Raw genomic sequence first — 20,875 nt, 5'->3', positions numbered from 1 at the left:
CTCATTGTGAAACCATGTCGTTAGCAGGTTGGTGAGGCGGATGACCCGGGATCATCGGCCTCTCAGGCGGGGTCATTGTCCCCGTCCAGCAGCTGGTATTTGCGCAGCATGCCGCGAAACTGGTGGTAACTCAGGGCCAGCAGTTTCGCGGCTTTGCGCTGATTATACTGGGATTGTCGCATCGCTTGCTTGAGTAAATCCACCTCGACCCGCGCCACCTGGGTTTTCAGGTCGCAAGGCAGGGTCGGCAACCCGGCATCATGGGCCTCTTTTGTCTCCGCTTCAGCCATCTCCCAGCCCGGGCCTGCCTGGGAGGTGGCGGGCTGGCGCGCGCTGCGGGGACGCCAGGGGGAGTCGAAGGGGTTGAGCACCAGCTCCGCCAGGGCCAGTCTCGGGTTGCCCTGACGATAGATGCTGCGCTCGATCACGTTCTTGAGCTCCCGCACGTTGCCGGGCCAGGGGTAGTCGTGCAGCAGGGCCTTCACCTCCCGGGAGAAGCCGGCAAACAGCTCGTAGCCGAGCTCCCGGGTCATGCCATGGGCAAAATGTTCCGCCAGCAGCAGGATGTCATCCTGCCGCTCGCGCAGGGGGGGCAGGGTGATGACGTCGAAGGCCAGCCGATCGAGCAGGTCATGGCGAAAATCGCCGCGCTCGGCCAGGGCGGGCAGATCCTCGTTGGTGGCGCACACCAGGCGCACGTCCACCTTGAGCGCCTTGGCGCCGCCCACCCGCTCGAACTCGCCATACTCGATGACCCGCAGCAGCTTCTCCTGCACCCGGGCGCTGGTGGTGGCCAGCTCGTCGAGGAAGAGGGTGCCGCCGTCGGCGCGCTCGAAACGGCCCTGATGACGCCTGGCGGCGCCGGTGAAGGAGCCCGCCTCGTGGCCGAACAGCTCGGTTTCCAGCAGGCTCTCGCTCAAGGTGGCGCAGTTGATGGTGACAAAACTTTGATCCCAGCGCGCCGAGAGATAATGTAGGCGGTGCGCGATCAGCTCCTTGCCGGTGCCCCGCTCCCCTATGATGAGCACGGGCTTGCGCAGGGGCGCCAGGCGAGAGGTCTGTTCGATGATCTCGAGAAAGGCGTTCGACACGCCGAGCAGGCTTTCCGTGGCCGTGGTCATGATGATCCCTGTGATTGATAAAAGCTGGTCAATCTTACCAAGAGTTGGCTATTTTTATCACCTGTCCGTTTGCATTTGAGTCGGTGTAACATAGTATGCCGATATAAATCATAGAGTTAACTTGATTCAAAAGATTGGCATGATGGTTGCTATATTCCCAGCGTAACTCACCCATGCAATCACAGGAGTCTCATCATGAGCATTTTTTCCCGGTTGGCCGACATCATCAACTCCAACCTGACGGCGCTGCTGGACAAGGCGGAAGATCCCCAGAAGATGGTGCGCCTCATCATCCAGGAGATGGAAGACGAACTGGTCAAGGAGCGCTCCAACCTGGCCCGCTTCCTGGCCGAGCAAAAAGAGATAGGTCGCCAGGTCGCCCGCCATCAGGAGCGGGTCGACGAGTGGCAGGGCAAGGCCGAGCTGGCCCTCGCCAAGGGACGGGAAGATCTGGCCCGCGCCGCCCTCATCGAGAAGAAGAAACAGGCCGAGCTCGGCGACAACCTGGCACGTGAGCGCCAGGCGGTGGATGCCGGCATCGAGAAGCTGGGCGACGAGATCCGCCAGCTCGAGGCCAAGCTGGAAGATGCCCGCGCCCGCCAGAAAGCCATGGCGATCCGTGGCGAGGCGGCCAGCAGCCGGTTGAACGTGCAGAGCCAGGTCGCCCGGGGCGGCAGCCAGGGGGTGGTGGACAAGTTCGAGCGCATGGAGCGTCGCATCGACGAGATGGAGGCGCGGGCCGATCTGGGTCAGTCCGACAAGACCCTGGCCAGCCAGTTTGCCGAGCTGGAAGTGGACGATCAGATCAGCCGTGAACTGGAAGCCCTGCGCCAGAAGATGGGCCAGGGCAGTGACGGCAAGCAGGGAGAGTAATGGATGGAAGACATTCTTGGGGTATTCGTGACGCCCATCATCGTCTTCATGGTGGTGGTGGCGCCCATCTGGCTGGTGCTGCACTACCGGGCCAAGGGGCGGATCGGGGTCGGCCTTGCCGATAACGAGCGCGAGCAGTTGCAGGGTCTGCTGCAAACCGCAGACAAGATGCAGGAGCGGGTCGGTGCACTGGAGTCCATTCTGGATGCCGAAGTGCCCGGCTGGAGGAATCGGGTATGAGCCATTCGTTCGGACAGGAACAGCGCCGCAACCTCTATCGTGACCCCCAGAAGGGGCGGATCGCCGGGATCTGTGCCGGCCTTGCCGACTACTTCGGGGTCGAGATTTGGATAGTGCGGCTGCTCGCCATCAGCGGCCTCATCTTCGCCGGTTTCATCACCTTCACCGCCTACATCGCGGCCTGGTTCCTGCTCGACAAGAAGCCGGTGCTGCTGACCCCGGAGCCGGCGCCCATGGAGAGCCGGATGAAATCCCATAGCTGGGAGGCGGGGATGACGCCGCTCCAGGCCATGGAGAAGGTGAGTCGCGAGCTGGCCGCCCTCGAACCCAGGGTCCAGCAGATCGAGAAACTGGTGACCTCCAAGGAGTTCACCCTGCAGCGAGAATTCAACAAACTTTGATACGCACACTGGAGAGAAAGCTCTCGGCCTTGCAGCACAAGGCCGAGGATGCGGTCAACCGGGTACGCGACCGCCACCTGCGACTCGCGGTGACCGGGCTGTCGCGCAGCGGCAAGACCGCCTTCATCACGGCCCTGGTCCATCAGCTGGAGCGGGCCGCCGTCGATGGCCGTCTGCCCCTGTGGGATGCCGCGCGCCAGGGGCGGCTGCTGGGGGCCCGCCGGGTTCCCCAGCAGAACCCCCAGATCCCCACCTTTGCCTATGAACGGGGCCTGGGCGCCCTGTTCGCCGAGCCGCCGGCCTGGCCCGAGGCGACCCGCGGCGTGGCCGAGGTGCGTCTCGAGCTGCGCTATCGCACCCGCCATCCCCTGCGCCGTCACTTGGGCGAGGTCTCGACCCTCTATCTGGATCTGGTGGACTATCCCGGTGAATGGCTGCTGGATCTGCCCCTGCTGGCACTGAGCTACGGCCAGTGGAGCCAGCAGGTGCGCGAGCAGCTCACGCGTCCTGCCCTGGCGGCGCTGGCGGCCCCCTGGCTGCGGACCGAGCAGGGGGAGCCCTGGCAGCCGGATCGCCCCTTCGACGAGGGGGAGGTGGCGCGCCTGGCCGAGCGCTACACCGCCTATCTGCATGCCTGCAAGGACGAGCTCGGCCTGCACCTCATTCAGCCGGGGCGCTTCGTGCTGCCCGGCGAATACCAGGGGGCGCCCATGCTCCAGTTCGTGCCCTGGGTCTGGGATCCCCCCGTGGGCACCCCGGCCGAGGATAGCCTCTATGCCACCCTGGGCCGCCGCTTCGAGCAGTACAAGCAGCATCTGGTGCAGGGGTTTTATGAGCAGCATTTCGCCGGCTTCGATCGCCAGATCGTGCTGGTGGACTGCCTGGCGCCCCTCAACGCCGGGGCCGAGAGCTTCGCCGACATGCAGCAATCCATCGCCCGCATCATGGAGAGCTTCGCCTACGGCAAGAGCAACTGGTGGCGGCGCCTGTTCGCCCCGCGCATCGACAAGCTGCTGTTCGTGGCGAGCAAGGCCGATCACGTCACCCCTGAGCAGCATGGTCCCCTGGTCTCCCTGTTGCAGCATCTGGTGCAGCAGGGGCGCGGTCAGGCCCGCTTCGAAGGCATCGCGACCGAGTGTCTGGCCCTGGCGTCCATCAAGGCCACCGAGGCGGGCAGGGGCATGGCGGGCGGGCGCGAGTTTCCCGCCATCAAGGGCACCAGCCTGGCCGGTGAGCCGCTGCTGCTCTTCCCGGGCGAGGTGCCGGCCCAGATCCCGCCCGCAGGCTGGTGGCAGGGGCAGCAGTTCGACTTTCAGGCCTTTCGCCCCCTGGCGATGAGCCCCCATCAGGCCATGCCCCACATTCGGCTGGATGCCGCCCTGGAGTTTCTGCTTGGCGACAAGCTTGAATAACCGGGCAAGGCGCCCCGGATCCATGCCCCTGAGTCCCAGGCGGCACGAGGAGAATCATCATGAGTGACGCTGGCCACAAGCCCGGATTGCAGGGCCGGATAGTGCTGGAGGAGACGGTCTCCTCCCCCGAGCCTGCGCCCCTGGCCCGGGCTCGCCTGCTGGAAGAGGCGAGTTTCGAGGCCCTGGAAGCCCTGGATCCCCTGACCGAGGTCGAACCCGCGCTGAGGGTGCGGCCGCGCCGTCGTCACCGCTTGCTGGCCTGGGGACTGGGGGCGATCGGCCTGTTGTCCCTGGGCCAATTTGGTGCCTTCCTGGTGGATCAGTTTGCCGCCTCTCCCCTCTGGGGCGGGGCCTGGCTGCTGGCCTCCGGCCTGGTGCTGGTGGGCACCGCCACCGTGGCGGGGCGCGAGTGGCTGCGGCTGCGCAGGCTCAAGCGGCGCCAGGATGTACGCTCCCGGGCCGAGGATCTGCTGGCCCATCAGGGGGTGGGGCAGGGGCAGGCCTTCTGCGAGACCCTGGCCGCAAAGAGCGGCGACAAGGGGCGGGAGGGGTATCGCACCTGGCTCGCCCAACAGGACGAGAGCCACAGCGATCGGGAGGTGCTGACCCTCTACAGCCAACTGGTGCTGACCGAGCGCGACAAGCTGGCCCAGGCCAGGGTGGCGAAATGGTCGGGGGAGGCCGCCGTGCTGGTGGCCCTGAGCCCGCTCGCCACCGTCGACATGATGCTGATGCTGTGGCGCAACCTGCGCATGATCGAGGACATCGCCGATGTCTACGCCATCGAGCTGGGCTATTGGAGCCGCATTCGCCTCATCCGCCAGGTGTTTCGCAACATGCTCTACGCCGGCGCCACCGAGCTGGTGACCGAGGTGGGCATGGATCTGCTGGGGGCCGAGCTCACCGCCAAGCTCTCCGCCCGGGCGGCGCAGGGGGTGGGGGCCGGCCTGCTCACCGCCCGCCTCGGCCTGCGGACCATGGAGGCCTGCCGCCCGCTGCCCTGGTGTGCGGACGAGAAGCCCAGACTCTCCGAGATGCGCAAGGGGCTGGTGCGCAAGCTGGCGGGTTACCTCAACGGCGAGCGCCCCGCGCCCTGACAGACTGGCTTGTCACATTTTCTTTACATTCAGCCGCAGGCAGCCGACCCAGGGTCGGCTGCTTTTTCAGGAGGCAAATCGTTACAGTGATCCCATGAGGTGCCGCTTTCGCCCCCTCGCCATCACTCCGTCGGCGGCATGGAAGGCAGGGGGGCACCATGGCCACAGCTGCAGCAGGATGCCAGCATGGGAACTCACTACCACGCCCACCAGCCAGATGGCCAGGGGCTTATCGCTTACAGCCAGGAGGAGCATGCCACCTGGCAGACCCTGATCGAGCGCCAGCTGCCCTGCCTCGAGGGGCGCGCCTGCCGCCAGTACCAGGACGGACTGAGCCTGCTCGACTTGCCCCGGGATCGCATCCCCCAGCTCGGCGAGATCAATGCCGTGCTCACCCCCTGCACCGGCTGGTCCGTGGTGGCGGTGCCGGCGCTCATCTCCTTTGACCGCTTCTTCGACCTGCTCGCCCATCGCCAGTTTCCGGTGGCCACCTTCATCCGGCGCCGGGAGGAGCTGGACTACCTGCAAGAGCCGGACATCTTCCACGAGATCTTCGGCCACTGCGCCATGCTGACCAACCCGGCCTTCGCCGACTTCACCCACACCTATGGCCAGCTGGGGCTGGCGGCCAGCAAGGAGGAGCGGGTCTTCCTGGCGCGGCTCTACTGGTTCACCGTGGAGTTCGGTCTGCTCCAGACCCCGGAGGGGCTGCGCATCTATGGCGGCGGCATCCTCTCCTCCATCGGCGAGACCAGCTATGCCCTGTCGGGCAGGCCGCGTCTCGAGCCCTTCCGGCTGCTGGACGTGCTGCGCACCCCCTATCGCATCGACATCATGCAGCCGATCTATTATGTGTTGCCGAGCCTGGACAGCCTCTACCAGCTGACCCGGGAGGAGATACTGGCCAGTCTGGCGCAGGCGAGGGCGCTGGGGCTGTTCGCCCCCGCCTATCCCCCCAAACCGGGCAGGGCCGCCGGCTAGGGCCGCCCGTCACGTCGTTTTCGTCATAGCAAACAGGAGAGAGAGATGTCCCAATTGGCAAACCAGCATTGCGAGGCATGCCGGGCCGATGCCCCCAGGGTGAGCGAGGAGGAGCTGGCACAGCTGATGCGCGCCCTGCCCGACTGGCAGCCGGTGAGCGAACAAGGGGCGCTGCAACTGCGCCGGGAGTTCACCTTTCGCAACTTCAAGGAGGCGCTGGCCTTCACCAACCGGGTCGGCGAGCTGGCCGAGGCCGAATTTCACCACCCCGGCATCCTGACCGAATGGGGCAAGGTGACCGTGAGCTGGTGGACCCACAAGATCCATGGCCTGCATCGCAACGACTTCATCATGGCGGCACGCACCGACGCGCTGCTTGACTAGGAGCAGGTCGTCGGGGCCCATGCCCCGGCGTCATGACGGCGGGCCCGCCCGGAGCAGATCGGGGCGGGCCCGCATTTTTGCCGGGCAAGTCTCGCGCTGGCGGGGACGAGACGTTATTATCACGCCCATCATGAAGTTAGCCAGGAAGTGTGTCTCGAATGCGTCTTGAAGTCAGCTGTGAAGACCGCCTGGGGTTGACCCGGGAATTGCTCGATCGTCTGGTGGAGCACAACATCGATCTGCGCGGCATCGAAATCGATACCACAGGCATCATCTACCTCAACTTCCCCGAGTTGGAGTTTCGCGACTTCCAGCATCTGATGCCGGAGATCCGCCGCATCCCCGGGGTGCACGACGTCAAGACCATCCCCTATCTGCCCTCGGAGCGGGAGCATCACGAGATCCGCGCCCTGCTCAAGGCGCTGCCGGATCTGGTGTTCTCCCTCGACAGCCGTGGCCGCATCACCCAGGTGAACCAGTCGGCCCTGACCACCCTCAACCTGCCGCTGGCGGAGGTCAAGGGGCAGCCGCTGAGCTCCCTGCTCAAGGGGTTTGCCTTCACCCGCTGGCTCGAATCGACGGACATCAAGCCCCAGACCTGCAAGCTGAGCCTGGGGGGAGAGGAGTACCTGGCGGATCTGATGCCGCTGTTCGTGGCCGAGGAGAAGGGCAGACAGGCCCTGGCCGGCGCCGTGGTGGTGCTGAAATCCGCCCGCCGGGTCGGCCTGCATTTCAGTGCCCTCCATGCCATCGAGGTGGGGGGCTTCGAGCATCTCCAGGCCGAGAGCCCCAAGATGAAGCAGGTGCTGGCCCAGGCCAGCAAGCTGGCGATGCAGGATGCCCCCTTGCTCATCGTCGGCGAGACCGGCACCGGCAAGGAGCTGCTGGCCCGCGCCTGCCACGGCGCCAGCCTGAGATCCAGCCACCCCTTCATGGCGCTGAACTGCGCCGCCATGCCCGATAACGTGGCCGAGAGCGAGCTGTTCGGTTACGCCCCCGGCGCCTTTGGCAACAACACCGAGGGCAAGCGCGGCGTGCTGGAGCTCGCCAGTGGCGGCACCCTGATGCTCGACGAGATTGGCGACATGTCTGCCCATCTGCAGACCAAGTTCCTGCGGGTGCTGCAAGACGGGGTGTTTCGCCGGGTCGGCGACGAGCAGGAGGTGAAGGTCAATGTGCGCTTCATCTGCACCACCCAGAAGCAGCTGCTGGATCTGGTGGCCGAGGGCAAGTTTCGCGAAGATCTCTACTATCGCCTCAACGTGCTGAGCCTGGGGCTGCCGCCCCTGCGCGAGCGCAAGGCCGATATCATGGCCCTGGCCCAGCAGTTCGTGGCCCGCTTCGCCAGCGAGTTGCAGCGCCCCAAGCCGCGCTTCACCCGCAACATGGCCGAGTATCTCACCGCTTACCGCTGGCCGGGCAACGTGCGCCAGCTGCGCAACTGCCTCTACCGCGCCATGACCCTGCTGGAAGGGGACGAAATTGGCCCGGAGCAGATCGATCTGCCGGTGGCCCAGGAGGCCATGCCGCTCATCGACGAGTGGTTCGAAGGCGATCTGGACGAGGCGGTCAAGCGCTTCGAGAGCCGCTTGCTGGCGCGCCTCTACCCGGCCTTCCCCTCGACCCGCCAGCTGGCCAAGCGGCTCGGGGTCTCCCATACCGCCATCGCCAACAAGCTGCGGGAATACGGCATCGGCAAGAAGTAGCGCCGCGTCGCCGCAAGGAAAAGGAGAGGGGCCGTCAGGGCCCCTCGTCATGTCTGCGCCGGCCTGGGTTGGGGGAGGGGCGCTGGCGTCGGCATCCTCCGGCAGGGGGAATTTGACAAAACGTGACCCGCTGCATTGCCGTAGGCTAACTCTCTCTGGCGGGGCCGTGTTAGGATCTGTTCGGCTATTAACAAGAACAACTTTATGCATCTATCGTATCTGCTCCACTTGCTGGGTGGTCTCTGTCTGTTGGCGAGCTCGCTGGCACTGGCCGACACCCAGCCTCCGAATCGCGTTGCCAACCAGGCCGAGCTGCGGGTTGACCATGTGCGCCAGACGGTGCTCGATATCCTCAGCTATACCCGCTGGCCGGTGGAGCCTGCGCGCTTGCGCATCTGTGTGGTGGGCCCCACCGAATATGCCGACGGCCTGTTTCAGATCCGCCGCCAGGCCAATGGCCGTGTGGTGAGCGTGCGCCGTTACAGCGCCGGAGACCCCCTGATCCCGGCCCAGTGCGATGTGCTCTATCTGGGCACCCTGACCGAGGAGGAGCGCCTGACCCTGTTCGCCCGCCTGCAAGACGTCGCCATCCTCAGCGTCAGCGAGCAAGGGGGGGCCAACAGTGCCAACAGCGTCTTCCGCCTGCTGGTGAGTGACGATCGGGTGCGCTTCAATGTCAATCTGGATGCCCTGGCCCTGAGCGGGGTCAAGGTCCATCCCGCCGTGCTCAAACTGGGCCGGGCCGGAGGCCTGCCATGATCGCCTTCTTCCGGTTCGGCAAGCAGCGGCTCTCCCTGCGTCAGAGCCTGGACCGTACCCACCTGATGGTCTCCCTGACCGGGGTCTGCCTGGTGGGCGGCTTGCTCACCTGCGTGGCCCTGCTCTCCCTGCGTTTCTATACGGATCACAATCTGGATCTGGTGGCCCGCGCCATCAGCTACACCACGGAAGCCGCCGTGGTGTTCGAAGATGGCGAGGCGGCGCGCGAAGCGCTGCAAAACATTGCCTCTCACGAGGACGTGGCCGAGGTGAGCATAGTGCTCAGCTCGGGGGAGGTGCTGGCGAGCTGGAGCAGGCATGCCTCAAAGCCCTGGTTTGCCCTGGAACGGCAACTGGCGGAGCTGGTGCTGCCCGGCCCCATCATCTTGCCCATGGCCCACAATGGCCGCGAGATCGCCACCATCAAGCTGGTGGGTCATGGCCAGTATCTGCTCAGCTTTCTGATCCAGGTGCTGGCGGCCATGCTGCTCTGCATGCTGCTCAGTACCCTGGGCGCCCTCTATATTGCCCGCCTGATGCAGCGATCCATCACCACTCCCTTGCGCTCCCTTGCGCTCCCTGGCGCGGGTGGCGCACGGGGTGAGCCGGGAGCGCTCCCTCGCCCTGCGGGTCCCGGCGGCCAGCATCACCGAGCTCGATACCCTGGGTCAGGACTTCAACTCCCTGCTCGACGAGCTGGAAGCCTGGCAGGCCCATCAGCAGCGGGAGAACGCCAGCCTGCTGCACCAGGCGACCCATGACAAGCTGACCGAGCTGCCCAATCGGGCACTGTTCGAGGCCCGTTTGCAGCAGGCGGTGCTGGAGGGGCTGCGCCAGCACGAGCGTTTCGCCTTGCTCTACCTCGATTGCGACAACTTCAAGCAGATCAACGATACCCTGGGCCATGGCGCAGGGGACGAGGTGCTGGTGACCATTGCCCGCCGGGTGCAGCACCAGCTCAGGCCCCAGGATCTGGTGGCGCGCCTGGGCGGCGATGAGTTCGTGGTGCTGCTCAGCGTCATCTCGGCGGATCAGGATGTCATCGACATCATGATGCGCATTAGTCAGGCCATGGCCGAGCCCATCGCCCTGGCCGATGGTCATCGCCTCGATTGCAGCCTCAGCATAGGGGCGGCCCATTTCCCTGCCGATGGCCAGACGGCCGAGACCCTGCTGCACCATGCGGATCATGCCATGTATCTGGCCAAGCGTCGGGACAAGGCACGGCGAGCCAGGCAAGAGAAGGTTCACACACCAACAGAGGAAGAGAAGCAATGAAGATGGCTATTCGCACCGCCCTGGTCGGGATCCTGCTGGCCGTGCTCGGCGGCTGTGCGACCCAGACCGGGCTGAGCGCCGAGCAGATCGCCATGCTCAAGGAGCAGGGGTTTCGATTGACTGAGGAGGGCTGGACCCTGGATCTCTCCAATCGAGTGCTGTTTGCCAATGACGTGGGCCGGCTCAGCGATCAGACCAGGGGCACGGTCGAGAAACTGGCCGACAGCCTGCAGCTGGTGGGGCTCAGCCGGGTGCGGATCGAGGGTCATACCGATACCAATGGTCCGGCCGATTATAACCAGCGGCTCTCCCTCACTCGGGCCCAGTCGGTGGCGGATGTCATGGTGGCCGCCGGCATGAAGCCCGGGGATCTGATCATCCAGGGGCGGGGAGAGGTCGAGCCCATCGCCGACAACAAGACCCGGGAGGGGCGTGCCCAGAACCGGCGAGTCTCCATCGTCGTCCCCAGCCAGTAACCGTGGGCCGTGGCGCCCGGGCGCCGGTGTGTGATGCAAGAGAGGGGTGCCCAGGGGCGCCCCTCTTGTCGTTGACGAGCAGTGGGAGCCTGCGCTTTTGCCCCTTGTGCCCGGGCGGGCGCTGGTTAGAATAGCGGCCACTATCGGACAGGATGCAGGGAGAAGAGCCATGTTTCGGCTAGGAGTGATCATCAACCCGGTCGCCGGCATAGGGGGTCAGGTTGCCCTCAAGGGGAGCGACGGCATGCTGGCCGAGGCCCTGGCCCGCGGGGCCGTGCCGAGGGCCAATGAACGGGCCCGCCTGGCACTGCAACCCCTGCTGGAACTGTCGCGCCCGTTCGAGGTGGTGACCGTTGCCGGGGAGATGGGGGAGCGCCTGGTGACCGAGCTTGGCCTGAGCCACAGCGTCATCTATCGTCCAGCGGCCCCCCAGACCACCCCGGAGGATACTCGGGCGGCGGCGCGGCGCATGCTGGAGGCCGGTGTGGATCTGCTGCTGTTCGCCGGTGGGGATGGCACGGCGCGGGACATCTGCGCCGAGGTGGGGGAGCGGCTCCATGTGCTCGGCATCCCCGCCGGTTGCAAGATCCACTCCGGTGTCTACGGCGTGACCCCCCAGGCCAGCGGCCGAGTGGCCGCCCGCATGATAGAGGGGGAGCTGCTCAGTCTCATGGAGGGGGAAGTGATGGACATCGACGAGGCGGCCTTTCGCGAGGGGAAGGTGCGTGCTCGCCACTATGGCCAGCTCAAGGTACCCGGGGATCTGCGCTACGTGCAGGCGGTCAAGCAGGGGGGCCGGGAGAGCGAGGAGCTGGTGCTCGAGGAGATCGCCGCCGAGATAGTGGAGCAGATGGCTCCCGACACCCTCTATCTGATGGGGTCGGGGGGCACGGTCGCCGCCTGCATGGCGCACCTTGGCCTGGAAAATAGCCTGCTTGGTGTGGATCTGGTGGAAAATGGCCGGCTGATCGGGCAGGATCTGGGCGCCCGCGAGATCCTGACCCGGATCCAGGGCCGTCGCTGCCGGCTGATCGTGACCCTGATCGGCGGTCAGGGACACCTGTTTGGCCGCGGTAATCAGCAGCTCAGCCCGGAGGTGATCCGGGCGGTCGGTCTGGACAACATCCAGATAGTGGCCAGCAAACGCAAGCTGGCCCGGCTCGACGGACGCCCCCTGCTGGTGGATACCGGTGACGAGGCGCTGGATCGGGCGCTGTGTGGTTATCGGCGCATCATCACAGGATATCGGGATCAGGTCATCTATCCGGTGGCCAACCCGCAATAGCACAGCAAGGATGCGGCTGACCCCGTGGCGCCCGGTCAACCGGACCTGGGCTCCACCCCAACGTTATCTTGCCGGCCACCCCGGCGCATGAGGCTGCGTTAAATGACGATTCATGATTTTGAGCACAAGTTGTTGGAACTGATAGACAGCATGGTCGCCACGGCGACCGATGACGAGCTGTTTGCCGGGGGCTATCTGCGAGGCCATATTTCGCTGGCGGTGGCCAGGGCCGAGCTGGAGGGCAAGACCCTGGTGCGGGATGTGAAGAGCTATGTGCTGCGCAGCCTCAACGAGGCGATCCTGCAGGGGGAGTTGTCGGAGCAGGATGAGACCCTGGTGCAGGGCATGTGGAAACGGCTGCAACTGCAGGCAGAAGCTTGATCCCAGACACAATTCAAACACAAGTTTAAGATTGGCGCTTTCCCGAAAGTTAACAAAAGGTTAATAATAAATAACCTCATCTGTTTCAGGGAAAGCACCATGACCAGCGCCTCCACCATCGCCCAGCGACTGCCCCTCGACATGCTCTATCACTGGGAGCAGCACTGTCCGGATCGGATCTACCTTCGTCAGACCATCAACCGTCAGTACCACGACTTCAGCTGGGCCAGGGTGGCCGATGAGGCGCGTCGCCTGGTGACGGCCCTGCGGGCCATGGGGTTCGAGCCGGGGGACAAGATTGCCCTGCTCTCCAAGAACTGCGCCCAGTGGTTCATCGCCGATCTGGCGATGCAGATGGGCCAGTATGTCAGCGTGCCCATCTATCCCACCGCCAACGTCGATACCATCGAATATGTGCTGCGTCACAGCGAGGCCAGGGCCGTGTTCGTCGGCAAGCTGGACGACTGGCGCAGCCAGGAACCGGGTCTGCCGGCGGATCTGCCGCGCATCGCCATGCCCTATGACACCATGCCGGCTCAGCATCAGTGGGATGCCCTGCTGGCCAGTCACGAGCCGGCCCGGGATCTGCCTGCCCAGCGTGGCGAGGATCTGCTGAGCCTGGTCTACACCTCGGGCAGCACCGGCAAGCCCAAGGGCGCCATGCTCAGCGTCGAGCGTTACGCCTGGTCCTGCGAGAAACTGGTGGAGGCCGTGGGGCTGAGGGAGCAGGATCGCGGCTTCTCCTACCTGCCCCTGGCCCACATCACGGAGCGGGTCTACATCTATGGCGGCAGCCTGTTCAGCGGCGCCGAAATCAGCTTCCCCGAGTCCCTCGACACCTTCATCGACGACGTCAAACGTTGCCGTCCCACCGTTTTCATCTCGGTGCCCCGTCTGTGGGCCATGTTCCGCATCAAGATCCACGAGAAGCTGCCCCAGAAGAAGCTGGCGCTGCTGCTCAAGATCCCCCTCGTCTCCGGCCTCATCAAGCGCAAGCTGCAACAGGGGCTGGGGTTGGATCAGGCCAGGGTGCTGGGCTGCGGCTCGGCCCCCGTGGCCCCGGCGTTGCTGGCGTGGTACCACAGCATAGGCCTCAACATCACCGAGGCCTGGGGCATGACGGAGAACCATGCCTACGCCACCCTCAACTATCCCTTCCGGGCCGACAAGATAGGCACGGTCGGCAAGGCGGGGCCCGGGGTGCGCATCCAGATCTCCCCGGAGGGGGAGATCCTCTGTCGCTGCGAAGGCATGATGCTGGGCTACTACAAGGATCCCGAGCACAGCAGTGAGGCCATCGATACCGAAGGCTGGCTGCACACCGGGGACATGGGCAAGCTCGACAGCGAGGGCTATCTCACCATCACGGGGCGGATGAAGGATGTGTTCAAGACCGCCAAGGGCAAGTACGTGGCTCCGGTGCCCATAGAGGGGCTGCTCGGACAGGATCCCATCATAGAGCAGCTGTGCGTCATCGGTTACGGCATGCCCCAGCCCATCGCCCTGGTACAGCTGGCCGAGCGGGCCATGCAGGGGGATCATGCCGAGATAGACGCCCAGCTGGAGGCGGCGCGGCAACGGGTCAACGGCCAGCTGGAGGCCCATGCCAGGCTGAGGGGCATCCTGGTGGTCAAGACCCCCTGGAACATAGAGAACGGGGTGCTGACCCCGACCATGAAGATCCGCCGCCATCTGCTGGAGCAGAAATATGCCGAACTGGGGGAGCAGTGGCCGGCCGATCGCAGCGTGGTGTGGGAATCCTGACCCCTCCCGCCGCGTTATTCTCCGAAAGCCCCGCCATGCGGGGTTTTTTGTGGCAGCGGCAGGGTGAGGGGCAGGATGGCAGCGTGATGGACTAGACTGCTCGCCTCTTTTTGGGGGATTGTTTTACATATTCATGGAATGGCCAGTAATGATGTCTATTGCATGCCACTTTTGTAGATTGTTGTTTTGTTGATTATGTGTTTTTCTTGTTAAAAGAGCGCAAAAAGCTGTAACCCCTATCGTATACTGCCTCCATCGTGAACCGGCCCACTGGCGAGCCTTCGTCCAGCTTGGCAGGCCGGGGATCCATCATCAGCCGTCTCCCAATTTTGCGAACCACAGGGATCGCGAAACGGCGTTGTTTTGCCCGATATCGCCGCGGGTAGCGGCGAGTGAACAGGAGGTTCCAGTGAGAGCGGAGATAAGCGTAGCGGCGCTACGGCACAACGTGGCGGTATTGCAGGCCCAGGCGGGGGATCGCCGGATCATGGCGGTGCTCAAGGCCAACGCCTATGGGCACGGCATGTTGCAGATGGCGCAGGCGCTGGCCGAGGCCCCGGCGTTCGCCGTGGCCCGTGTCGATGAGGGGATCCAGCTGCGCCGCCATGGCATCAGGCAGCCCATCCTGGTGCTGGGCGGTTTCCATGACGCGCAGCAGCTGGCCGAGATGGCCGAGTGGGAATTGCAGACGACCCTGCACTGCCACGAACAGGTGACGCTGTTGGAGCAGGCGGCGCCGAGCCGCCCCGTCACCCTCTGGCTCAAGATAGACACGGGGATGAACCGGCTCGGGATCCGGGGCGAGGAGCTGGCCGCTGTGCTGGCGCGCCTCGCGCGCTGCCCCTGGGTGGCGCAGCCGGTGCGGCAGATGACCCATTTTGGCCGCGCCGACGAGCTTGACTGCGAGGCGACGGCCGAGCAGATCACCCGGTTTCATGCCCTGACCCGCCACCTGCCGGGGGAGAAGGCCCTGGCCAACTCGGCCGGCCTGCTGGGCTGGGCCGATGCGCTGGGAGACTGGGTGCGGCCCGGACTCGCGCTCTATGGCATCTCCCCCTTCGCCGGGGAGAGCGGAGGCGATCGCGGGCTGCGTCCCGTGATGACCCTCAAGAGCCGGCTGATGGCGGTGCGTGATTGCCCGGCCGGGGCGCCCGTTGGCTATGGTGCCCACTGGCACGCCCCCCATGCCACCCGGCTCGGGGTGGTGGCGACCGGTTACGGGGACGGTTATCCCAGACTGGCGCCGACCGGGACACCCATGCTCGTCAATGGCCGCGAGGTGCCGATCGTCGGGCGGGTCTCGATGGACATGCTGACCGTGGATCTCGGCCCGGCGGCGACCGATCGGGTGGGGGACGAGGTGGTGCTGTGGGGGGAGGGGCTGCCGGTCGAGCGGGTAGCCGAGCACATAGGCACCATCCCCTACGAGCTGGTGACCCGGCTGACCGGGCGGGTCGCATGGCAGATGTGCTGAGTCGCCAGCTTGCAACAGGCCGCCCAAGGGCGGCCTGTTTGTTGTCATGGCGCGAGGAGGCGAGCGGACACCGCAGACAAAAACGCCTCCCAGGGGGAGGCGTCTTAGGACAGGGTCGCTAGAACCAGAAGCCGATGATGAAGGAGCCCGCCAGGGTCAGCATGACGTTGGCCACCGCATAGGTGCCGGCGTAGCCGAGCGCCGGGATGGAGCTGTTGGCGGCCTCGTTGACCACGTCCATGGCCGGGGCGCAGGTACGGGCCCCGGTGATGGCCCCCAGCAGCAGGGCCGGGTTCATCTTCAATACCCAGACCCCGAACAGGTAGCCCACCAGCACCGGCAAGGTGGTCACCAGCATGCCGGAGAAGAGCACCACGGCCCCCACCTGGCTCAGGTGATCCAGGATGCCGCTCCCCGCCTTCAAGCCCGTGCTCACCATGAAGACGGCGAGGCCCAGATCCTTGGCCAGGCGCAGGGCGCCCGGCGGCACATAGCCGACGGTGGGGTGGTTGGCCCGCAGGTAACCCATCAGGATCCCCGCCAGCAGCAGGCCGACGGCGTTGCCCAGACCAAATTCCAGCTGGCCGAATACCAGGGAGACGGAGCCGATCAGCAGGCCCAGCACGAAGAAGGTGGCGAAAGCCACCAGATCCGTGGTCTGGCTATGGATGCTGATGAAGCCGATCTTGTTGGCCAGCTGCTTGACCCGCTGCTTCTCGCCGCTGATCTGCAGCACGTCGCCCTTTTGCAGCATGATGTTGCGATCGAACGGCATCTCTATCTGGGAGCGCACCACCCGGTTGAGGAAGCAGCCCTTCTCGGTGAGGTTGAGCTCCACCAGATGGCGGCCCACCACGGCGTCGTTCTTCACCACTATCTCTTCGGTGACGATCTGCAGATCCAGCAGGTTGCGGTCAAACACCTCCTTGCCGTTGCGGTAGTTGACGTCCAGCTTCTCGTGACTCTCGGGATAACCCACCAGGGCGATCTCGTCCCCCTCCTGGATCACGGCGTCGCCATCGGGGCTGGCCAGTATGCCGTTGCGGCGAATGCGCTCCACATAGCAGCCGGTGTGGGGATAGATGCCGGTTTCCCGCAGGGTGCGGCCACCTATCCAGGCGGCGAGCTCGGGGCCGACTCGATAGGCGCGGATGATGGGCAGGTAGGTCTTGCGATTCTCGCTGTCCGACAGTCCCCGCTCACGGGCGATCTTCTGGGCCTCGGTGCTGAGATCGAGCCGTGCCATGGCGGGGAGATAGCGCACCACCAGCATCAACCCCACCAGGCCCACCAGATAGGTCAGGGCGTAGCCGATACCCATGTTGTCGAGCACGGCGCGCATGTCGGTCTCATGGGGCAGGTTGAGCAGGCCGCTGCGCAGGGCATCCTGGGCACCGACCAGGGCCGGAGTGGAGGTGAGCGAGCCCGCCAGGATCCCGGCCGCCATGCCGGGCCCCAGGTTGAAGAACTTGGCCAGACCCACGGTGAGCAGCAGGGCGGTCAGCAGGATCACCAGGGTCAGGGTGATGTAGTGGATGCCGTCGCGCAGGAAGACGCTGAAAAAGTGCGGTCCCGCCTCGATGCCGACGCAGAAGATGAACAGCATGAAGCCGAGGTTTTCCGTGGTGGCGGAGAACTGGAAGCCCATCTGGCCAAACAGCAGGGCGGTGAACAGCACCCCTATGGTGTTGCCTATCTGGAAGTTGCCGACCCGCACCTTGCCCAGCAGCAGGCCGAAGGCCAGTACCACGAACAGCAGCAGGGAGTCGCTTTGGTGTAGCAGTGTCACGAAATCTATGGTCATGCCCGGAAAAACCGAGGAAAAAAGTGGGGCCGGTATTGTGCCGGATCCCTCGCCAATAAAGAAGCGTCGGATGGGACAAATCGGCATCTCGGGCGGGTGCCCCGTTCGGGGGCATGGGGTTTTCACCCTCTTGGGCGAGCGCGCGAGTTTTTCCGTCTGTCAGAGCCGCTGTCAATGAGTGATTCATGCTGTCTGGCCCCCGGGAAGGAGCCGACCGAGGCGGCGTTTAGAGAATGCTGCCCCGGGCGCGATTTCGCCCCCATAACAGAGCATGATGCTGCCGGATTGGCACAGGGGAGCCTCCCCTTGACGGCGTGGCAACCTGGTGCCATGCCCCGCTGACCCACGGCATCTGGGCTCGCCCATCAGTCAGCAAAAAAGTGGCGTTGCCAGGCCGATCCTGCTCGCGTCGGCCCTGGCTGGAAAACAGCAGAAAATCGGGTTGGACCGGGATGGGGAGGGGAGGCGGGGCCTGAATGGGCCAAACGCAGGCGCCGTCTGGGCTAGGGGCACTTACCCACAGATTCTGTGGATAACCCTGTGCGTGAAAATTGAAAAAGGGGCGCCAGCCCTTGCGGTTACTGGCCTGGCAGGCCTGTTCAAAAAATACCGCTGAAAATATGTTTCTATAAAAATCAAATAGTTAAAGGCGGCAGCACAAAACACTGACGGGGGAGCAAGGGAGGCAAGGGGAGTGAGATGCGCGTCAAGGAGACTTGTGCATTAAATTTGGCAGAGGGGGGCACTAAAGTGGATAACTTGCACCGAGATGGTGAGGAATTGGCTCCCCCGACTGGACTCGAACCAGTGACATACGGATTAACAGTCCGCCGTTCTACCGACTGAACTACGGGGGAACATCAGGCAAGGAGGAGTACTATACAGATAGCGCCACGTCGGGTCAATAGCCGCTCGGGGGTGGAGAGCGATACCCGTCACGGGGAAAGTCGGGGTACACTTGCGCTTTGCTTTTCTTGTCCGGAGTCGCCATGAGCAAGTCGTTTCAACTCGTCAGCCAATTTGCACCCGCGGGGGATCAACCCGCCGCCATCGGTCAGCTGCTCGAGGGGATTGAGTCCGGTCTCGCCCACCAGACCCTGCTCGGGGTGACGGGGTCGGGCAAGACCTTCACCATGGCCAACGTCATCGCCACCCTCAACCGCCCCACCATGATACTGGCGCCGAACAAGACTCTGGCCGCCCAGCTCTATGGGGAGATGAAGGAGTTCTTCCCCGATAACGCGGTGGAGTATTTCGTCTCCTACTACGACTACTACCAGCCGGAAGCCTATGTGCCGACCACGGACACCTTCATCGAGAAGGATGCCTCCATCAACGATCACATCGAGCAGATGCGGCTGTCGGCCACCAAGGCGTTGCTGGAGCGGCGCGACGTGGTGATCGTCGCCTCGGTGTCGGCCATCTATGGCCTGGGGGACCCGCAAGCCTATCTCAGCATGATGCTGCACCTGAAAGTGGGGGATCTGATCAACCAGCGGGACATCCTGCGCCGCCTCGCCGAGCTGCAATATACCCGCAACGACATGGCCTTCCAGCGCGGCACCTTCCGGGTGCGCGGCGAAGTGATCGACATCTACCCGGCCGAATCGGACAAGCTGGCCCTGCGGGTGGAACTGTTTGATGAAGAGATAGAGCGGCTCTCCCAGTTCGATCCCCTGACCGGCGCCATCGAGCAGACGGTGGTGCGCTACACCATCTACCCCAAGACCCACTATGCCACGCCGCGGGAAACCATCCTCGGGGCCATCGATCACATCAAGGAGGAGCTCAAGGGGCGCCGCGAGCAGCTGCTCGCCCAGCACAAGCTGGTGGAGGAGCAGCGCATCAGCCAGCGCACCCAGTTCGACATCGAGATGATGCAGGAGCTGGGCTACTGCTCCGGCATCGAGAACTACAGCCGTTATCTGTCGGGCCGCGCCCCCGGCGAGCCGCCCCCCACCCTGTTTGACTACCTGCCGGGGGATGGCCTGCTCATCATCGACGAGTCCCACGTCACCGTGCCCCAGATAGGCGCCATGTTCAAAGGGGACAGATCCCGCAAGGAGACCCTGGTGGAGTACGGCTTCCGGCTCCCCTCGGCCCTCGACAACAGACCCCTGAAGTTCGACGAGTTCGAGGCCCTGATGCCCCAGACGGTGTTCGTCTCGGCCACACCAGGCCCCTACGAGCTGGAGAAGTCCGGCGGCGACCTGGTGCAGCAGGTGGTGCGCCCTACCGGCCTGCTGGATCCCGAGATCGAGGTGCGCCCGGTCGGCACCCAGGTGGACGATCTGCTCTCGGAGATCCGCAAGCGGGTGGCGGTGGAGGAGCGGGTGCTGGTCACCACCCTCACCAAGCGGATGGCGGAGGACTTGACCGAATACCTGGCCGATCACGAGGTGCGGGTGCGCTACCTGCACTCGGACATCGACACCGTGGAGCGGGTGGAGATCATCCGGGATCTGCGCCTGGGCAAATTCGACGTGCTGGTGGGCATCAACCTGCTGCGCGAAGGCCTCGACATGCCTGAGGTGTCGCTGGTGGCCATCCTGGATGCGGACAAGGAGGGCTTCCTGCGCTCCACCCGTTCGCTGATCCAGACCATAGGCCGGGCGGCGCGCAACCTCAACGGCCGGGTCATCCTCTACGGCGACACCATCACCAACTCCATGCAGGTAGCCATAGAAGAGACCGAGCGGCGCCGCGCCTTGCAGCATGCCCACAACCTGGAACACGGTATCACCCCCAAGGGCCTCAACAAGTCGGTGGGGGACATGATGGACATGGGGGGCAGTCGCAGCGCCGGCAAACCGGGCCGGGGCAGTCGCAAGGCCGCCGAGCCGCAAGGGGGGTACCATGCCCGCTCCGCCAGCGAGATCGCCAAGGAGATCAAACGGATGGAAGAGCAGATGTTCCAGCATGCCCGGGATCTGGAGTTCGAGCAGGCCGCCGCCCTGCGGGATCAGATCCAGCGGCTGCGCGGCGAGTTGATCGAGAGTTGAGGCCGCTGCGCACCCTGCTGGGGATTGGGCCCAGACTGCGTCGCCTCTATCTGGGCTTTCGTCACCCGGATACGCCCCTCTGGGCCAAGGGACTGGCGCTGCTGGTGCTGGCCTACGGCATCAGCCCCCTGGATCTGGTGCCGGACGTCATCCCCCTGTTCGGCTGGCTCGACGATCTGACCCTGTTCGCCTGGCTCATCTGGGGATGGGAGTCCTGCCTGCCGGCCAAGGTGCGCCAGGCCATCGCCCAGCAGACCCAGTCGAAATAGCGCGACCCATCCCTCAGGCGTAAAAAAAACCGGACCCATTATGAAGTGAACCCCATTTATTGGACACATTAGTTGGCGGATGACATGGCCTGAGTTCGGTACTGTACCGGGCTCAGGCCGTTTAGTTTTGCTTTGATCCGCTCGTGGTTGTAGTAGTGGATGTATTCA

At 64.7% G+C, this 20,875-nt stretch carries 21 protein-coding genes and 1 tRNA gene; 18 read left to right on the top strand and 4 right to left on the bottom strand.

Annotated elements, in window-relative coordinates:
* Nucleotides 1–62 precede the first annotated feature (62 nt).
* Nucleotides 63–1,121: a phage shock protein operon transcriptional activator gene (gene pspF, locus ACLHZ1_RS12635; protein WP_427262370.1), complete on the bottom strand. Its 1,059-nt coding sequence runs from the start codon at nucleotides 1,119–1,121 to the stop codon at nucleotides 63–65.
* A gap of 195 nt (nucleotides 1,122–1,316) precedes the next feature.
* On the opposite strand from pspF, the gene pspA reads away from it, so the two are divergent.
* The 16 genes from pspA (at nucleotide 1,317) to alr (ending at nucleotide 15,632) form a co-directional block, all read left to right on the top strand.
* Nucleotides 1,317–1,994 carry a phage shock protein PspA gene (gene pspA / locus ACLHZ1_RS12630; protein WP_427262369.1) on the top strand — a complete coding sequence of 226 codons (678 nt, stop codon included), beginning with the start codon at nucleotides 1,317–1,319 and terminating at the stop codon, nucleotides 1,992–1,994.
* 3 nt (nucleotides 1,995–1,997) lie between these two features.
* Entirely contained in the window at nucleotides 1,998–2,234 is a 237-nt protein-coding gene (gene pspB, locus ACLHZ1_RS12625; protein WP_041994160.1) for an envelope stress response membrane protein PspB, read from the top strand.
* A complete protein-coding gene (gene pspC / locus ACLHZ1_RS12620; RefSeq protein WP_427262368.1) occupies nucleotides 2,231–2,635 on the top strand; it encodes an envelope stress response membrane protein PspC in 405 nt (134 codons plus the stop codon). Before pspB ends, pspC begins: the two co-directional genes overlap by 4 nt.
* Nucleotides 2,632–4,047 carry a YcjX family protein gene (locus ACLHZ1_RS12615; RefSeq protein WP_427262367.1) on the top strand — a complete coding sequence of 472 codons (1,416 nt, stop codon included), beginning with the start codon at nucleotides 2,632–2,634 and terminating at the stop codon, nucleotides 4,045–4,047. Before pspC ends, ACLHZ1_RS12615 begins: the two co-directional genes overlap by 4 nt.
* 59 nt (nucleotides 4,048–4,106) lie before the next feature.
* On the top strand, nucleotides 4,107–5,144 hold the full coding sequence (locus ACLHZ1_RS12610; protein WP_427262366.1) for a YcjF family protein: 1,038 nt from the start codon (nucleotides 4,107–4,109) through the stop codon (nucleotides 5,142–5,144).
* 186 nt (nucleotides 5,145–5,330) lie between these two features.
* A complete protein-coding gene (phhA, locus tag ACLHZ1_RS12605) occupies nucleotides 5,331–6,125 on the top strand; it encodes a phenylalanine 4-monooxygenase (protein WP_427262365.1) in 795 nt (264 codons plus the stop codon).
* 45 nt (nucleotides 6,126–6,170) lie between these two features.
* Nucleotides 6,171–6,509 carry a 4a-hydroxytetrahydrobiopterin dehydratase gene (locus ACLHZ1_RS12600; protein WP_427262364.1) on the top strand — a complete coding sequence of 113 codons (339 nt, stop codon included), beginning with the start codon at nucleotides 6,171–6,173 and terminating at the stop codon, nucleotides 6,507–6,509.
* 158 nt (nucleotides 6,510–6,667) lie between these two features.
* Nucleotides 6,668–8,215: a transcriptional regulator TyrR gene (tyrR, locus tag ACLHZ1_RS12595; RefSeq protein WP_427262363.1), complete on the top strand. Its 1,548-nt coding sequence runs from the start codon at nucleotides 6,668–6,670 to the stop codon at nucleotides 8,213–8,215.
* Between the two features lie 204 nt (nucleotides 8,216–8,419).
* A complete protein-coding gene (locus ACLHZ1_RS12590) occupies nucleotides 8,420–8,974 on the top strand; it encodes a YfiR family protein (RefSeq protein WP_427262362.1) in 555 nt (184 codons plus the stop codon).
* Nucleotides 8,971–9,735 carry a CHASE sensor domain-containing protein gene (locus tag ACLHZ1_RS12585; RefSeq protein ID WP_427262361.1) on the top strand — a complete coding sequence of 255 codons (765 nt, stop codon included), beginning with the start codon at nucleotides 8,971–8,973 and terminating at the stop codon, nucleotides 9,733–9,735. The genes ACLHZ1_RS12590 and ACLHZ1_RS12585 overlap by 4 nt, the downstream gene beginning before the upstream one ends.
* Before the next feature lie 43 nt (nucleotides 9,736–9,778).
* Nucleotides 9,779–10,252, top strand: a complete 474-nt coding sequence (locus tag ACLHZ1_RS12580; RefSeq protein ID WP_427262417.1) for a diguanylate cyclase domain-containing protein — start codon at nucleotides 9,779–9,781, stop codon at nucleotides 10,250–10,252.
* Nucleotides 10,249–10,728, top strand: coding sequence for an OmpA family protein (locus ACLHZ1_RS12575; RefSeq protein WP_427262360.1), 480 nt, complete (start codon nucleotides 10,249–10,251; stop codon nucleotides 10,726–10,728). Before ACLHZ1_RS12580 ends, ACLHZ1_RS12575 begins: the two co-directional genes overlap by 4 nt.
* A 169-nt stretch (nucleotides 10,729–10,897) precedes the next feature.
* Nucleotides 10,898–12,013, top strand: a complete 1,116-nt coding sequence (locus ACLHZ1_RS12570) for an ATP-NAD kinase family protein (RefSeq protein ID WP_427262359.1) — start codon at nucleotides 10,898–10,900, stop codon at nucleotides 12,011–12,013.
* A 102-nt stretch (nucleotides 12,014–12,115) separates the two neighbouring features.
* Nucleotides 12,116–12,394 (top strand): YfcL family protein, encoded by a 279-nt coding sequence (locus tag ACLHZ1_RS12565; RefSeq protein ID WP_041994133.1) that lies wholly within the window; start codon nucleotides 12,116–12,118, stop codon nucleotides 12,392–12,394.
* A 99-nt stretch (nucleotides 12,395–12,493) separates the two neighbouring features.
* Nucleotides 12,494–14,158 (top strand): AMP-binding protein, encoded by a 1,665-nt coding sequence (locus tag ACLHZ1_RS12560; protein WP_427262358.1) that lies wholly within the window; start codon nucleotides 12,494–12,496, stop codon nucleotides 14,156–14,158.
* 409 nt (nucleotides 14,159–14,567) lie between these two features.
* Nucleotides 14,568–15,632, top strand: a complete 1,065-nt coding sequence (alr, locus tag ACLHZ1_RS12555) for an alanine racemase (RefSeq protein WP_427262357.1) — start codon at nucleotides 14,568–14,570, stop codon at nucleotides 15,630–15,632.
* Nucleotides 15,633–15,750: 118 nt separating this feature from the next.
* Here alr and ACLHZ1_RS12550 read toward each other — a convergent pair whose 3' ends face one another.
* Both ACLHZ1_RS12550 and ACLHZ1_RS12545 read right to left on the bottom strand, forming a co-directional pair.
* A complete protein-coding gene (locus ACLHZ1_RS12550; protein ID WP_408795421.1) occupies nucleotides 15,751–17,436 on the bottom strand; it encodes an aspartate:alanine antiporter in 1,686 nt (561 codons plus the stop codon).
* A gap of 781 nt (nucleotides 17,437–18,217) precedes the next feature.
* Nucleotides 18,218–18,293, bottom strand: a tRNA-Asn gene (locus tag ACLHZ1_RS12545).
* 132 nt (nucleotides 18,294–18,425) lie between these two features.
* Between ACLHZ1_RS12545 and uvrB the strand changes: the two genes are divergently transcribed.
* Entirely contained in the window at nucleotides 18,426–20,438 is a 2,013-nt protein-coding gene (uvrB, locus tag ACLHZ1_RS12540; RefSeq protein ID WP_427262356.1) for an excinuclease ABC subunit UvrB, read from the top strand.
* Nucleotides 20,435–20,707, top strand: coding sequence for a YkvA family protein (locus ACLHZ1_RS12535; protein ID WP_427262355.1), 273 nt, complete (start codon nucleotides 20,435–20,437; stop codon nucleotides 20,705–20,707). Before uvrB ends, ACLHZ1_RS12535 begins: the two co-directional genes overlap by 4 nt.
* A 68-nt stretch (nucleotides 20,708–20,775) precedes the next feature.
* Here ACLHZ1_RS12535 and ACLHZ1_RS12530 read toward each other — a convergent pair.
* A partial coding sequence (locus ACLHZ1_RS12530) for an IS3 family transposase (RefSeq protein ID WP_427262416.1) occupies nucleotides 20,776–20,875 on the bottom strand: 100 nt, incomplete at its 5' end.

This window comes from Aeromonas sobria (genome assembly GCF_050266975.1).
GTDB lineage: Bacteria > Pseudomonadota > Gammaproteobacteria > Enterobacterales > Aeromonadaceae > Aeromonas > Aeromonas sobria_B.
Note: the sequence above shows the minus strand (reverse complement) of the source record. Positions and strands in the feature narration are given on the sequence as shown.